The organism is Actinophytocola sp., assembly GCF_035942955.1.
Taxonomy (GTDB): domain Bacteria; phylum Actinomycetota; class Actinomycetes; order Mycobacteriales; family Pseudonocardiaceae; genus DASYTH01.
Map to the genome: position 1 here is coordinate 1 of NZ_DASZCQ010000195.1, position 14,901 is coordinate 14,901.

Consider the following 14,901-nt stretch of genomic DNA (forward strand, 5'->3'; position numbering starts at 1 on the left):
GGGTTATAGCACCACAAAAGACTCACGACACTGACCTGGAGCGGACCCATTCCGAGACGCGGTCGGCGGTCTGGTCGGGGGTTGCGGTCGTGGTGTCGAGCAGGTCCATGGGGGGCTTGGTGGTGGCCGCGTTGGACTTGACCCAGTGGTTGAAGTCGATCATCTCGGCGATCCGCGGCTCGTCCCACTCGCGCCAGGCGGGGCGGCGGCGCAGACGGGCGCGCAGGGTGTCGTCGGCGCAGACCAGGGCGAGGTAATGGATGTCGCCGAGGAGCGGGCGCTCGGGGCGGTGCTCGAACTGGGGTGGGACGACCGTGCCGCACAGCACGACCGGGCGGCCGCTCTGGTTGATGGTGGCGACCAGGCGCAGCCAGGCACGGCGGAACGCGGCGAAGTCGTCGGCCGGATCGCGCAGGGCGTCGATCCAGAGCAGGTCCTGCTCGAGCAGCACGCAGCGGTCGGCGAGCCGGTCGATGAGCAGGCGGCAGACCGTGGACTTGCCGGTTCCGCTCGGCCCGGTGAGCGCGAACAGCGGCAGCCGGCGGAACGGCTCGGTGTGCCCGCACGCCGCGCACACCAGAACCGGGCCGTCGTCGCGCACGATCGGAGCGTCGGCCCATTCCCCGCAGCCGACGCAGATCTGCGGGTTCAGTCGAACAGCTCCTCGAGGAAGCTGCGGCGCTTGCGCCGGCCGTGCCCGTGGCCGCCGTGCCCGTAACCGGGGGGCGAGTCGCGGTAGCCGCCGTGGCCGTAGCCGGGCGGCGAGTCGCGGTGGCCGCCGTGGTAGGGGGCCGGCGAGTCGCGATGCCCGCGGTAACCGGGTTCCGGCTGGTAGGCCGGCGGCGGCCCGGCGGCGGCCACGTACCGCTGCTCAGCACCGACGATCTGCTCCAGCTCACCGCGGTCGAGGAAGATCCCGCGGCAACCCTCGCACTGGTCGATGTGGATGCCCATGCGGTCGACGGTCTTCATCACGTTCTGGCACTTCGGACAAATCACACCTGCAACCCTACTTAGTGTGGCCAACCGCCACCCAGCCGGCACGGGTTGTGGCCGTTGCACACATCGTCGTGGCGCCGGCGGAAACCTAACGTCGTCTGGCATGACCAATGAGCTCGACGGCCGGATCGCGCTGGTCACCGGCGGTGGTGGGGGCATAGGCCGGGCGTGCGTGCGGGCGCTGGCCGAGGCGGGCGCGAAGGTGCACGTGGTGGACCGGGACGGGCCGGCCGCCGAGCGGGCCGCGGCCGAGGTCGGCGGGTGGGCGCACGTGGCCGACCTGGCCGAGCCGGGCGCCGTCGAGACGCTGCCCGAGCAGGTGGACGTCCTGGTCAACAACGCCGGGCTGCAGCACGTCGCGCCGCTGCACGAGTTCCCGCCGGAGCGGTTCGCGCTGCTGCAGCAGGTCATGGTGACCGCGCCGTTCCTGCTGATCCGGCGCTGCCTGCCGCACATGTACGCGCGCGGCTGGGGGCGGATCGTCAACATCTCCAGCGCGCACGGGCTGCGGGCCAGCGCGCACAAGGCCGCCTACGTCGCCGCCAAGCACGCGCTGGAGGGGCTGTCCAAGGTCGCCGCGCTCGAGGGCGCGCCGCACGGCGTGACCAGCAACTGCGTCTGCCCCGGATACGTGCGCACCCCGCTGGTGGCCAACCAGATCGCGGCCCAGGCCGCGCTGCACGGCATCGGCGAGGACCAGGTGGTCGAGCGGGTGCTGCTGGACCGGTCGGCGATCAAGCGGCTGATCGAGCCCGAGCAGGTCGCCGCGCTGGTCCGGTGGCTGTGCGGCGACCACGCCTCGGCGCTGACCGGCGCCTCGCTGCCGATCGACGGCGGCTGGACCGCCAACTGACCCGTCCCAACAACGAAGTGCGGTGATTGCAGCAATGTCCACCAGTACAACCACCAACCGGCGGAGCATCCTCAAAGTCGTCGGGGCCAGCATGGTCGGCACCACGGTCGAGTGGTACGACTTCTTCCTCTACCAGTCGGCCGCGGCGCTGGTGTTCAACAAGCTGTTCTTCCCGACCGCGGACCCGCTCACCGGCACGCTGCTGGCGTTCCTCACCTACGCCATCGGCTTCGGCGCCCGCCCGATCGGCGGCCTGGTGTTCGGGCACTTCGGGGACCGGTTGGGGCGCAAGCGGTTGCTGGTGCTGAGCCTGGTGCTGATGGGCGTGGCCACGTTCGGCATGGGCCTGCTGCCCACCTACGCGGCCATCGGCGTCGCGGCCCCGCTGCTGCTGACGTTGCTGCGCCTGGTGCAGGGCTTCGCGCTGGGCGGCGAATGGGGCGGCGCGGTGCTGATCGTCTCCGAGCACGGCGACGCGAAACGCCGCGGCTTCTGGGCATCCTGGCCGCAGGCCGGCGTCCCGTGCGGCAACCTGCTGGCCACCGCGGTGCTGGCGATCCTGGCCGCGGTGCAGACCGACGCCGCGTTCCTGTCCTGGGGCTGGCGGATCCCGTTCCTGCTGTCGGCGGTGCTGGTGGTGATCGGGTTGTGGATCCGGCTGTCGGTGGCCGAGTCGCCGGTGTTCCTGGCCGCCGCGCAGCGGGTCGAGCAGGAGGCGGGCAAGGAGCACCGGCCGATCGTCGAGGTGGTCCGCAAGAGCTGGCGCGAGCTGCTGATCGCGATGGGCGCCCGGATGGCCGAGAACATGTCCTACTACGTGATCACCGCGTTCATTCTCGTGTACATCACCACCTCGCTCGGCATGACCCGGTCCACCGGGCTCAACGCGGTGCTGATCGCCTCCGGGGTGCACCTGGTGACGATCCCGCTGTGGGGCAGGCTGTCCGACCGGGTCGGCCGCAAGCCCGTGTACCTGTTCGGGGCGGTCGGCATGGCGGTGTGGGGCTTCGTGTTCTTCGCCCTGCTCGACTCGAAGTCGTTCTGGGTCATGGCGTTCGCGGCGACGGTCGGGCTGGTGCTGCACGGCGCCATGTACGGCCCGCAGGCCGCGTTCTTCTCCGAGCTGTTCGGCACCCGGGTGCGCTACTCCGGCGCCTCGATCGGCTACCAGCTCGCCTCGATCGCGGCGGGCGCGCTCGCCCCGATCATCGCCGTCGCCCTGCTCGGCGGCTTCCACAGCACGATCCCGATCTCGCTGTACATGCTCGGCATGTGCGTGATCACGGTGGTCGCGGTGCTGCTGGCCAGGGAGACCCGCGGCGTGTCGCTGGAGTCGGAGGCGCCGCCCGCGGTTCCCGCCGCGCGGGCGCCGGGTGAGGTCGGCACGAGGGTGACGTCAGTGACACCATGACCCTCGTGGTCGCCACCCACGACGAGGTGCGCCAGCTGCTCGATCTGCTCGCCGGCGGGGCGAGCGGCGAGCAGCTGGCGCGCGCGACGGAGCTGGCGCTGCGCATCGGGAACACGCTGGCCGCGCACCGCAGGCGCGAGGCCGAGCTGACCGCCTTGTTCGACACGGCAAGCGATCTGGCCCGGCTGCGTGACCCGGACGCGGTGCTGCGCTCGATCGTGCACCGGGCCAGGATGCTGCTCGGCGCCGACGTGTCGTACCTGTCGCTCAACGACGAGGCGGCCGGCAAGACGTACATGCGGGTCACCGAGGGCTCGGTCTCCGCGCTGTTCCAACAGCTTCGGCTGGGCATGGGCGAGGGGCTCGGCGGCCTGGTCGCGCAGACCGCGCGCCCCTACGCCACGTCCAACTACCCGGCCGACAAGCGTTTCCGGCACACCAACCCGATCGACACCGCGGTGGCCGAGGAGGGTCTGGTGGCCATCCTCGGTGTGCCGCTTGCCATCGGCAGCACGGTGATCGGCGTGCTGTACGCGGCGGACCGGACCACCCGCGAGTGGGTGGCCGACGAGGTGGCGCTGCTGTCGTCGTTCGCCAACCACGCCGCGGTGGCGCTGGACAACGCCCGGCTGCTGGACGAGATCAGCGCGCACAACGCGGCGCTGCGCCGGGCCGAGGAGGCGCACGACCGGCTGGCCGACCTGGTGCTGCGCGGCGGCGACATCCCGTCGGTGGCCGCGGCCGTCGCCGGGGTGCTGCACGGCGGCATCGTGCTGTTCGACGCCGAGGGCGCCGAGCTGGCCAGAGTGGACGCCGATCCGCTCGCCCCGCCGGAGGAGGCCATCGCGGCGTCCCGCTTGAGCGGACGCGCGGTGTCTACTTCGGACAGCTGGGTGTGCGCGGTGCTTGCCGGGCCGGAGCTGCTCGGCAGCCTGGTGCTCACCGGCCGGCCGGCGCTCGGCGACGCGGACCGGCGGCTGTTCGAACGGGCCAGCGTGGTCACCGCGCTGCTGTTCCTGCTGCAGCGCTCGGTGGCGCAGGCCGAGGAGGCGGTGCGCGGCGAGCTGCTCGCCGATCTGCTGACCGCGCCGGCGCGCAACCCGGGCGCGCTGCTGGCTCGGGCCCGCCGGCTGGGCATCGACCTCGGCGCGCCGCACACGGTGCTGATCGCGGCGGCCGACGGGGTGTCCCGGCAGCGGCTGGCCATGGCCTGCCGCCGGTACGCCGCCCTGGTCGGGGTGCATGCCGAGCAGGTGGTGCTGCTGGTCCCGTCCGGCGCGCCCGGTCCGCTCGCCGGGAAGCTGGCCGGAGAACTGCGATCTACTTTGGACTGCCCGGTGACGATCGGCGCTTCCGGGCCGGCCGCCGGGCCGGAAGCCCTTGCCGCCGCTTACGGTGAGGCGGCGCGGTGCGTGCGGGCCCTGCTGGCGCTCGGCCGGGCAGGGCAGGGCGCTGCCCTTGCGGACCTGGGTTTCGTCGGGCAGCTGCTCGGCGACCGCACGGATCTTGCCGGCTACGTCCGGGCCACGCTCGGCCCGGTGCTGGACTACGACGAGCGGCGCGGCACCGAGCTGGTGCACACGCTGCGCACCTACTTCGAGTGCGGCGCCAACCTCACCCGGGCCAAGGAGCTGCTGCACGTCCACGTCAACACCGTGGTGCAGCGGCTGGAGCGGATCGCCTCCCTGCTCGGCGAGGACTGGCAAAGCCCGGAGCGCGCCCTGGAGATCCAGCTGGCGCTGCGGTTGCACGCGCTGTCCTAGGTTGACGGGGCGCAGGACGTATCGTTAACGTTCATAACGTTATGAATCTTAACGATAGCGGGCGCCACCCGCCGGAGGGGCTGGCACGCTGGACGGGCTTCCTGCTGTCCTGGGTCGCGGCAAGGGGAGGCGAGCACTACGAGCGGGCGCTGGCGTCGGTGGGCCTCAAGGCGCAGCACCTCGGGGTGCTCGTGCTGCTGCAGGACGGGCCGATGGTGCAGGCGCGGCTGAGCGAGCGGCTGCACGTGTTCAAACCGGTGATGGTCACGCTGGTCAACGAGCTGGAGGAGATGGGTCTGGTGGAGCGACGCGCGCACCCGCGGGACAGGCGGGCGGTGGAGGTGCACCTGCTGCCGCGGGGCACCGGGCGGATCCGGGAGGCCGAGCGGGTCAGCGAACGGGCTTCCGAGGAGTTCTTCGCCCCGCTGACGCCCACGCAGCGGCGGACCTTTCACCGGCTGCTCGCCAAGCTCGCCGCGGCACCGTCATGACCGGCACGGTGGTCGAGGCCGGTCGGGCCAAGGGCTTCTGGCCCGGTGGGCTCGGCTATGCCGCCGTTCCCCTGCTGCTCGGCCAAATCCCGGGGATCGCCGCGTTCACGCTGAACGCCAACGCCGCGGTCGACATCGGACTGACCGAGGTGCCGGTGCCGGCCTGGGTCTTCGCCGTGGTGTGGACGATCATCTATCCCTGCATGGGCCTCGCCGCATGGCAACTGCGGCGCGACGTGCCCGGCCCCGCCGCCGCCGTGCCGCTGGCCGTGCTGGTGGCCGGCTTCCTGCAGACGATGCTGTTCTGGCTCAGCGACAGCCTGCGCGCCGTCGCGGTGGCGGACGCGACGGGGGTGCTGCTCGCCGGCACCACGGTGTGGGTCTTCTCCCGCTACTCCCGCGCCGCCACCGCCTGGCTGCTGCCCTGGCTGCTGTGGATGCCGGTCACCCTTGCCATCAAAATCGCCGTGCTGGTCTAGGCCAATCTGCCCATCTCCTGGACATCCGCGCCCGACACCTCGGTGATTCGGCTGTAGGCGGGGCAGTCGCCCGAGCCGATGGTGTGCGTGTGCGAGGCGATCCGGACCGTGCCGGCATTGGCGGTGGGGAAACCGAACTGCGCCTTCGCCCACGGCAAGCCGTCGCAGGTCGCCGGTCGTGCGCCGAAGTACTCGGTCCACGACACCGACCAGGGGTAGAGCCAGGCCCAGGACGTCGGCACCCGCAGCCGGCCCACGTAGCTGTCGACACCCGTCACCGTGTCCTGCACCCAGGCGCCCCACCATTCGCCGAGGGCGTCCTCGCCGACCGCCCACACCCGCAACCGGTACGTCCGCCCGGTCACCCAGTTGTACGGATCCAGCCGGCAGGTGTACCCGGCGCCGCCTTCGACGAACGGCCCGCAGTTCGCCCCGTCCGCGGCGTTGGCGCCCCACAACGAGAACAACGCGATCTTCGTGTTGTTCGGGTAGGACCCCACCTGCAATCCCAGATAACCACCGTCGCCGGCGATGAAGTGCATCTGGTGCGCCCAGAAGTAGTGCGTTCCGGCATTGTGTCCAAGAATTGTCAACCGCTGGTCGAAGTTGTAATACCCGGTGCCGGTCGCCGGCCAGGTCCAGTTCGAATACGTCCCGTTCGGCGCCACCTCCGCAGACGCCGGCGCGGGCGCCACCACGGCCGCGGCCACCACAAGGGCGACGGTGACCAGCACGCGGTTGATGGCCGACGGTCTCCTACCCATGATCATGACACTGCCTCCCCAATTCGTCAGGCCCACCCGAACGACAGGGACGGCGATAGTACCGCGGATTTGGCGGCCCAGAAATACGTCCGCTTATGCTAATTCGTAGACCGGCCGGGGCCGACGCAGTCGAAGGCCCAGAACTGCTCGGCGTAGACCAGGGCGCCGGTCATCCACGGTTCGTAGGCCGGGAGCATGACGACCTGGAAGGCGGGGTCGGGGATGCGCACGGAGGGCGCGGTGAAGCCGAGCCGGCTGGCCGTCCGGAAGCCGAGCCGGCCGTAGTAGTCGGGAGAGCCCTCGAGGAACAGCAGCGGCGCGCCTGCGCGCTCGGCCCGCCGCCGGGCATGGGCGACCAGCCGGGCGCCGACCCCTCGGCGCTGGTGCTCGGGGACCACGCTGAGCGGGCTGAGCACGAGCACCTCGACGAGCCGGTGCGGCGCGTCCAGCCAGGACCGGGTGAGCATCACGTGGCCGACGAGCTGTCCATCGTGCTCGGCGACGAACGACAGGCCGGCGGCGCCGGCGGGTGCGTCGCACAGCGCCTCGTACAGGTCGGCCACCACGGTTCGGTGGAACGCCTTGGTGATCACTTCCCGGACGGCGGCCCGCTCGTCGGGGCGTTGGGTACGGATGGTGGGGTTCATGGCTCCAGCAGGGGGTTCGGCAGGGGCTCGGCGTCCAGGTGGAACGGTGCGTCCCGCTCGGCCCGGTCGTGGTAGCCGCCGGGGAGCAGGCGCTCGCGGTTGAGGCAGACCCGTTCGAAGGTGGGGGCGAGGAGGTCGAACAGGGCGAAGCGGTCGGCAAGGGCGGGGAAGCGTCGGTGGTAGGCGAGTATCTCGGCGCGGACCATGGCCCAGAAGTCGGTTTCCGGGACGCCGAGCTTATCGGCGAAAAGCGGGGCCAGATAGCGAAATACGCACACGAAGATCGACTTGACCAGGGAGGCGCACATCTCGTCGGCGCTGACCCGGATGAGCACCGAGCGCGCGGCGTCGGGGAGGCCGGCGTACCCGGGCAGGTCGGACGTGAGCAGCTTCATGTCGTCGACGAAGTCCTTGACCGCCACGCGGACCGGGACGTCGCGCTCGTCGAAGATCACTACGGTGTTCTCGCCGTGCGGGTTGAACGCAAGGCCGTAGCGGTAGAGGTAGTGCAGGATCGGCGGCAGGAACGCGGCCAGCAGCCGGCGCAGCCAGGCGTCCGCGGCCAGTCCGGAGCGGCGGACCAGCTCGGCGGCCAGCGACCCGCCGGCCGGGTCGACGTGCAGCAGCGCGGCCAGCGTGCGGGCGCGCTCGCCGGGTTCCAGTTGCGGGGCAAGGGGTTCCCGCCACAGCGCGCCGAGCAGCTGGGTGTAGCGGTAGGGCACGCCGTCGATCCTGGCGAGCACCGGGTGGCGCACGGCGACGGCCGCGACCTCGCCGGGCAGGATCACCCGGCAGGTGTCGCGCAGGAACGGGTCGGCGTCGCGGATCGCGTGCAGCCACCGGGTGCTCGGCGGGGCCGCCTCGGCCAGCTCGGTCGGGATTCCCCGGTACACCATGGTGTTGAGGATCGACAGCGGCAGCTTGACGTCGAACCGGTCCGGCCGGTCGACGTTGACGAACGTGCGGATCGACTGCTGGGCACGGTACCGGTCGGGCGCCTCGCCCAGCGGCACGATCCGGCCGGCGGCGAGCTCGGCGGCGTAGAGCGGCTCGACGACCTCGTCCCACTGCCACGGGTGGACCGGCAGCCAGACGTACCCGCCCGGGTCGTGTGCGGCGAACTCCGCGCGGGTGCGGGGATCCAGCTCCCGGTCGACCAGGGCGGGGTCGCCGTGGAACTCGGCGAGGTCCGGGTGCACCGCGATCCACGGCAGCCGGTGCAGGCGGCGCGCCTCGGGGGCGTAGGCGCGCCGGTCGGCCGCGGAGAAGCCGACCCGGCCCTTGTTGGCGAAGATCCACGGATGGCCGGTCTGGTGGCCCTCCAGCTCGGCGTGCGGCAGGTCGGCCAGCTCGGCGACGCCGAGACCGGTGCGCAGCAGGTGGGCGTCGGCGGCAAGGGTGGCGGTCAGCTCGGTGACGGTCAGCGCGGTCGTCTGCGGGTCCAGGCCCCAGGCCCCGTGCAGGTCCAGCAGCAGCCGGAACGGATCGTCGGCCGGCTCGCCGTCGCGGGTCACGGTGCCCGGCGCGACGATCCACGAGTCCATTGTGGATTGACGCGCGGTGAAGGCGTAGCTGGTGGCGCCGAGCCGGATCCCGTACCGGGACCCGCCGAGCGGCTCGGGCCGCAGGGCCTGCTCGAAGGACAGCTCGGCGAGCATCTTGGCCACCAGCGACCGGCAGGCGACCGGCCAGTGCTCATCCGTCATGGCGCGCCAGCGGATTGGTCAGCGTGCCGTACATGACGTCGAACTCGGCGTCGCGTTCGGACCGGTCGTGGAAGCCGCCGCCGAGCAGCTGCTCGCGGTTGAGCGCGACCCGGCCGAACGTCGGCGCGAGCAGGTCGAACCAGGCGAACCGCTCGGCCAGCTCGGGAAAGCGCCGCCGGTAGGCCGTGATCGGCTCGCGCACCAGCGCCCAGAACTCGTCCTCGCCGACGCCGAGATGCCGCTGCACGATGTCGGAGAAGAACCGGAAGTGCCCGGCGCAGATGGCCGACAGGATCGAGTGTGCCAGCTCGGTGGCCGACCAGCGGTGCAGCATCCCGCGGACGTGCGGCGGAATGCCGGCGTACTCGGGCAGATCGAACGGGAGCAGCTCGACGTCGGCGCCGAAATCCTTGAGCGCCACCCGAACCGGCACCTCGCGCTCGTCGGTGATCAGCACGACGTTCTCGCCGTGCGGGGTGAACGAGGCGCCGTAGCGGTGCAGGTAGTGCAGCAACGGCGGCAGCAGCGCACGCAGGAACGCCCGCAGCCACTCCACGGCGCCGATCCCGCTGCGCTCGACCAGCTCGGCGACGAACGCGCGGCCGTCGGCGCCCTCCAGCAGCAGGGCGGCCATCGTCCTGGCCCGCTCCCCCGGCTCGAGGAACCCGTGCACGGGCTCCCGCCAGATCGCCCCGAGTAGCTCGTGGTAGCGGTACGGCGCGTCGGGCAGCTCGGCGAACGCCGGGTGCGGCACGGTCACCGAGGCCACCTCGGGCAGCATGACGATCCGGCACTCCCGCGCCAGGAACGGGTCGGCGGCGCAAAGCTCCCGCAGCCAGGTGGTCATGTGCGGCGCGCAGGTGGTCTGCATCGACGACAACCCCCGCCACACCAGCGTGTTGCGGATCATCAGCGGCACCTTGACGTTACGCCGATGTGGACTGTCCAGATTGGTCAAGGTGCGGATGGACTGCAGCGGCCGATACCGGTCCGGGCTTTCCCCCAGCACCACCAGGCTGCCGTCGGCCAGCTGCGGGGCGAACAGCGGCAGCACCACCTCGTCCCACTGGAACGGATGCACCGGCAGCCAGACGTAGCCCTCCGGAGCGCGGGCGGCGAAGGCGTCGCACACCTCCGAGCCCAGCTCCTCGCGCAGCAGCCGGTCGGCGGAAAGCTCCGGCACGGCGCCGAACTCGCCGAGCGCGGGGGCCACCGCGACCCAGACCAGCCGGAAGCTGCCGGCCGCCTCCGGGGCGTACCGCGCGGCGTCGGCGGCCGAGAACCCCAGCCGGCCCTTGTTGAGGAACATGCACGGATGCCCGGTCTGGTGCGACTCCAGGTCCTCGAAGGACAGGTCCGCCAGCTCCTCGGCGGGCAGCGCCCGCGCGCGCAACCGCGCGTCGGCCACGTGGGTCGCGGTGAGATCCCGCACCAGATCGGCCATGGCCTGGCCGTCAAGGCCCAGCACGTCGCGGGCGTCGAGCACGAACCGGAGCGGATCGGCGGCCGGCTGACCATTACGGCGGATGCTCGTCTCGTCGATGCGCCAGGCGGCGAACGCGCCCCGGCGGGCGCGGAACCTATAGCCGACGCCGCCGGGCAGGTCCAGCCGGTAGCCGTCGCGATCGGCGACCGGCGTCACCAACTCCTCGTAGGCCAGCTCGGCGAGAGTGCGGGCGAGCAGCGCGCGACCGGCCGCCGACCAGTGCGGCCCGGACAGCTCTTCGTGTCGGAATCTCATCGCAGGACACCTTCTCATCCGGCATAGTTGGCCCGCACCGACAAGGCCTCGGGGGAGGTAACCCTGAACCGCAGCTTCCAAGTCGACCTGCGTGGCGTCGTCGATCTGCTCAGCCATCACCTCTATTCCAGCCCGCGCGTGTACCTGCGCGAGCTGCTGCAGAACGCCGTGGACGCGGTCACCGCGCGGCGTGCGGCCGAGCCGGACGCGCCCGCCGAGATCGAGATCACGGTCGACGGCGAGGGGCTGACGATCAGCGACGGCGGGATCGGGCTCACCGAGGAGCAGGTGCACGAGCTGCTGGCCACGATCGGCCGCAGCTCCAAGCGGGACGACCTCGGCTTCGCCCGGCACGAGTTCCTCGGCCAGTTCGGCATCGGGCTGCTGTCGGCGTTCATGGTCGCCGACGAGGTGCGGGTGGTGACCCGGTCGGCCACCGGCACGCCCGCGGTGGAGTGGATCGGCCGCTCCGACGGCACGTACCGGATCGGACCGGGATCGCGCTCGACGGTGGGCACCACCGTGGCGCTGACCGCGCGGCCGGGCGCCGAGCAGTGGTTCGCCCCGCCCACCGTGCTGGAGCTGGCCCGGCTCTACGGCTCGATGCTGCCGTTCCCGGTCGTCGTGTCCGGGCAGGCGATCAGCGGAGCGGGCCTGCCGTGGCGGACCGACCGGGCGGCCGGCGAGCGGCGGGCGGACCTGGTCGGCTACGCCCAGGAGACGTTCGGGTTCACCCCATTCGACGTGATCGACCTCGACGTCCCGGAGGCCGGGCTGACCGGGGTCGCCTACGTGCTGCCGTTCCCCGCCAACCCGGCCGAGCACGCCGGGCACCGGGTGTACCTCAAGCGGATGCTGCTCGCCGAGAGCACCGACGGGCTGCTGCCGGGGTGGGCGTTCTTCGCCCGCTGCGTGGTCGACACCACCGAGCTGCGGCCCACCGCCAGCCGCGAGGCGCTCTACGCCGACGGCCTGCTCGACGCCACCCGGGAGGCGCTCGGCGACCAGCTTCGCGGCTGGCTGGTCGGCCTGGCCAGGACGGATCCCGCCCGGCTCGGCCGGTTCCTCGAGGTGCACCACCTCGGCGTGAAGGCGCTTGCCCTGCACGACGACGAGATGCTGCGGCTGGTGGACCAGTGGCTGCCGCTGGAGACCAACGTCGGGCGGATGACGCTGGCCGACTTCCGCGGCCGGCACGGCCTGATCCGCTACACCGCGACGATCGACGACTTCCGGCAGCTCGCCGCCGTCGCCGCCGCCCAGGACATGGCGCTGGTCAACGGCGGCTACACCTACGACGCGGAGATCATCGAGCGGCTGCCCGCGCTGGAGCCCGGCCTGTCCGTGCAGCGGCTCGACCCCACCGACCTGGCCACCCGGTTCTCCGCGCTGGACCCGGACGTCGAGCTGGCGCTGCGCCCGTTCCTGACCGCGGCGCAGCGGGCGATGGACCGGCTCGGCTGCGAGGTCGTGCTGCGCGCCTACGAGCCGGGCTCGCTGCCGGTGCTCTACCTCGTGGACCGCGCGGCGGCGTTCCAGAGCGAGCTGCGGGCCACCCGCGACCGGGTCGACGAGCTGTGGGCCGGCGTGCTGTCGGCGTTCGACAAACCCGCCGAGGACCGGCCGCAACTGGTGCTCAACCACCGCAACTCCTTGGTGCGCCGGGTGGTCGGGCTGACCGACCCGGAGCTGATCCGGCTGGCCGTCGAGGCCCTGTACGGCCAGGCGCTGCTGCTCGGCTACCACCCGATCCGCCCGGCCGACGCCGCCCTGCTGAACCGGTCGTTCCTCGGGCTGCTCGACCAGGCCGTGCCGTCTTCGGAGTCGTCAGAGGAGAGCCGATGAGCCTGGGCGAGGCTGAGCTTGGCGAGCGGCTGTCGGCGGCGTGGCGGATGCCGTACGGCCGCGGGCAGATCGCGGCCGTGGAGGACGTCATCCGGCACGCCGACGCGGGCGGCTTCGCCGATCTGCGGTACGCCGCCCGGATGCTGGCCACCCAGGCGTACACGTTCGGCGGCGAGCCGGCCAAGGCGTTCGTCACGTTCTCCTGGTGCCTGGCCGCCTACGACCGGGGCGAGGCCGGCGACGACGTCGACCACGACCTGTACTGGCAGTTCAAGTGGGTGGTCAACGCGCTCACCAAGTTCCCGGAGGTGCCGCTGGAGCGGGCCCACTCGGCGCTGGACGACATGGAGCGCCGGTACAAGCTGGCCGGCCACACGATGAACCCCGTGCACCAGCACCGCGAGGTGGTGGCCCAGCACATCGGCGACGTCGCCACCGCCGAGGAGCAGTACCGGCTGTGGTGCGCGGCCCCGCGCGGGGACATGTCCGACTGCATCGGCTGCGAGCCGACCGCCAAGGTGCGCCACCTCGCCTGGCGCGGCCGGCACGAGGACGCGGTGGCGCTGGCGCTTCCGGTGCTGGGTGGCACGCTGACGTGCGTCGAGCAGCCGCAGGCGATCCTCACCGAGCTGCTGCTTCCGTACCTGCACACCGGCCGGCTCGAGGAGGCCGCGGCCGCGCACCGGGAGGCGTACCGGGCGATCCAGGCCAGCCGCGGCGAGCTCGGGATGGTGGCCGACCACGTGGCGTTCTGCGCCCGCACCGGCAACGAGGCGCGCGGGCTGGAGCTGGTGGAGCGCCACCTCGGCTGGCTCGACGAACCGCCGACCCCGTTGGCCGACATGTACTTCAGCGCGTCCGCGGCGCTCGTGCTCGGCCGCGTCGCCGACGCCGGGCACGCGGATCTGGTGCTGCGCCGGCACGATGCGGAGATCTCCGCCGGCGCGCTGCGCGACGAGCTGACCGCACGGGCCCTCGCGCTGGCCGAGCGGTTCGACGCGCGCAACGGCACGGCCGAGCAGGGCAACACGATCCAGGCCCTGCTCGCCGCCGAACCGATCGTCGAGCACCTGCCGCTGTCCGGCCCGGCCCGGCGCGCCGGCAGCCGGTCCGCGGCCGCGACGCCGGCGCCTTCACTGTCCACACCGGACGAACTGGCCGACCTCGCGCTGCGGGAATCCCGGCTGCACAACGACGGCGCGGTCGCAGCGGCGTGGCGGCGCTTCGACGAGGTCTGCCCGGAACCGTCCGGTGCGCTGCTGGCCCGGCGGCTCGACGCCACGGCCGGCGAGACGGCCAACCGCGATCCCGCCGCCGCGGCGGACCTGTGGGAACGGGCGGCGGAGCTGTTCGCCGAGGCGGGCGACGAGGTGCGCCGGCACGGGGTGCTCGGCCGGCTCGGCCTGCTGCGGGTGCTGACCGGATCGGCGGAGGACGGGTTCGCCCAGGTCGCGGCGTCCTGCGACGCGCTGGCGCAGATCGGCGGACCCGACGACCACGCCCGCGGGCTCACCCGGCTGGCCATGGCCCACCGGCTCACCGACCGCATGCCGGACGCGGTCGCGGCGCTGGCCTCCGCGGCGGAGCTGGCCGACGGCCCGCTGCTCGCCGAGATCCTCACCGACCTCGCCGAATGCACCGCCGCGCTCGACTCGTCGCGCATCGCCGAGGCGTTGGCCCACGCGGTGCGCGCGGTCTCGCTGTACGAGGAGGCCGTCGGCGCGTGCGGCGGGCTGCGGCGCGCGCAGCGGCTGGCCGCCCGGCTGCACGCCGCGTCGGGATCGTTGGCGGAGGCCTACGAGCTGTTCGGCGCCGCCGCCGAGGCCGAGGACCCGCACCTGCGCGGCACCTCGCTGTACGACCGCGGCCGGATCGCCCTCGAGCTCGACCGCGACGAGGAGGCGTACCGCGCGCTGTCCGACGCCGTCGCCGACCTGCTCGCCGCCGGCGACACCGTGTCGACAGCGTACGCCAGGGTCGAGCTCGCCGCGGCCGCGCTGTCCGTCGGCCAACCCAACGACGCCGCCGACGCCGCCGAGGAGGCCGTCGCTGTGCTGGACCGGCTCGACGACACCGGCGAGGCCGCCCGCGCGCGGTTCCTCCTCGCCCGCGCCTACCGCGAAACCGGCCAACCCGAGCAGGCCCTCGCCCTGCTCGACCTCGTGGCGTCGCACTGCTCCGCGACCGGCAACCACGCCGGCG

At 72.6% G+C, this 14,901-nt stretch carries 13 protein-coding genes; 7 read left to right on the top strand and 6 right to left on the bottom strand.

The genetic code is table 11. The annotated features are described in order from the left end of the window. Positions 1 to 22 precede the first annotated feature (22 nt). A complete protein-coding gene (locus tag VGX25_RS19385; protein ID WP_326919240.1) occupies positions 23 to 601 on the bottom strand; it encodes an AAA family ATPase in 579 nt (192 codons plus the stop codon). 47 nt (positions 602 to 648) lie between these two features. After that, positions 649 to 999, bottom strand: a complete 351-nt coding sequence (locus tag VGX25_RS19390) for a zf-TFIIB domain-containing protein (RefSeq protein ID WP_326919241.1) — start codon at positions 997 to 999, stop codon at positions 649 to 651. Positions 1,000 to 1,102: 103 nt separating this feature from the next. Here VGX25_RS19390 and VGX25_RS19395 point away from each other — a divergent pair, with 103 nt between their 5' ends. The 5 genes from VGX25_RS19395 to VGX25_RS19415 are packed head-to-tail and all read left to right on the top strand — an operon-like array spanning position 1,103 to position 5,996. Further along, positions 1,103 to 1,852: a 3-hydroxybutyrate dehydrogenase gene (locus tag VGX25_RS19395; RefSeq protein WP_326919242.1), complete on the top strand. Its 750-nt coding sequence runs from the start codon at positions 1,103 to 1,105 to the stop codon at positions 1,850 to 1,852. A 34-nt stretch (positions 1,853 to 1,886) separates the two neighbouring features. Beyond that, complete coding sequence (locus VGX25_RS19400) at positions 1,887 to 3,263, top strand: MFS transporter (RefSeq protein WP_326919243.1); 1,377 nt, start codon at positions 1,887 to 1,889, stop codon at positions 3,261 to 3,263. Next, entirely contained in the window at positions 3,260 to 5,026 is a 1,767-nt protein-coding gene (locus VGX25_RS19405; protein ID WP_326919244.1) for a helix-turn-helix domain-containing protein, read from the top strand. Before VGX25_RS19400 ends, VGX25_RS19405 begins: the two co-directional genes overlap by 4 nt. Before the next feature lie 41 nt (positions 5,027 to 5,067). After that, positions 5,068 to 5,517, top strand: coding sequence for a MarR family winged helix-turn-helix transcriptional regulator (locus tag VGX25_RS19410; protein WP_326919245.1), 450 nt, complete (start codon positions 5,068 to 5,070; stop codon positions 5,515 to 5,517). Beyond that, positions 5,514 to 5,996 (top strand): TspO/MBR family protein, encoded by a 483-nt coding sequence (locus tag VGX25_RS19415; RefSeq protein ID WP_326919246.1) that lies wholly within the window; start codon positions 5,514 to 5,516, stop codon positions 5,994 to 5,996. Before VGX25_RS19410 ends, VGX25_RS19415 begins: the two co-directional genes overlap by 4 nt. On the opposite strand, the gene VGX25_RS19420 is transcribed toward VGX25_RS19415, so the two are convergent. The 4 genes from VGX25_RS19420 to VGX25_RS19435 all read right to left on the bottom strand — a co-directional run bounded on the left by VGX25_RS19420 (position 5,993) and on the right by VGX25_RS19435 (position 10,854). Continuing rightward, positions 5,993 to 6,760 (bottom strand): DUF3472 domain-containing protein, encoded by a 768-nt coding sequence (locus VGX25_RS19420; protein ID WP_326919247.1) that lies wholly within the window; start codon positions 6,758 to 6,760, stop codon positions 5,993 to 5,995. The two genes, VGX25_RS19415 and VGX25_RS19420, sit on opposite strands and share 4 nt — an antisense overlap. Positions 6,761 to 6,858: 98 nt before the next feature. Next, positions 6,859 to 7,407: an N-acetyltransferase gene (locus tag VGX25_RS19425; protein ID WP_326919248.1), complete on the bottom strand. Its 549-nt coding sequence runs from the start codon at positions 7,405 to 7,407 to the stop codon at positions 6,859 to 6,861. Continuing rightward, a complete protein-coding gene (locus VGX25_RS19430) occupies positions 7,404 to 9,113 on the bottom strand; it encodes an IucA/IucC family siderophore biosynthesis protein (RefSeq protein WP_326919249.1) in 1,710 nt (569 codons plus the stop codon). The genes VGX25_RS19425 and VGX25_RS19430 overlap by 4 nt, the downstream gene beginning before the upstream one ends. Next, positions 9,103 to 10,854, bottom strand: a complete 1,752-nt coding sequence (locus VGX25_RS19435) for an IucA/IucC family protein (RefSeq protein WP_326919250.1) — start codon at positions 10,852 to 10,854, stop codon at positions 9,103 to 9,105. The genes VGX25_RS19430 and VGX25_RS19435 overlap by 11 nt, the downstream gene beginning before the upstream one ends. 27 nt (positions 10,855 to 10,881) lie before the next feature. On the opposite strand from VGX25_RS19435, the gene VGX25_RS19440 reads away from it, so the two are divergent. Further along, complete coding sequence (locus VGX25_RS19440; protein ID WP_326919251.1) at positions 10,882 to 12,699, top strand: HSP90 family protein; 1,818 nt, start codon at positions 10,882 to 10,884, stop codon at positions 12,697 to 12,699. Further along, a partial coding sequence (locus VGX25_RS19445) for a hypothetical protein (RefSeq protein ID WP_326919252.1) occupies positions 12,696 to 14,901 on the top strand: 2,206 nt, incomplete at its 3' end. The genes VGX25_RS19440 and VGX25_RS19445, both read left to right, overlap by 4 nt.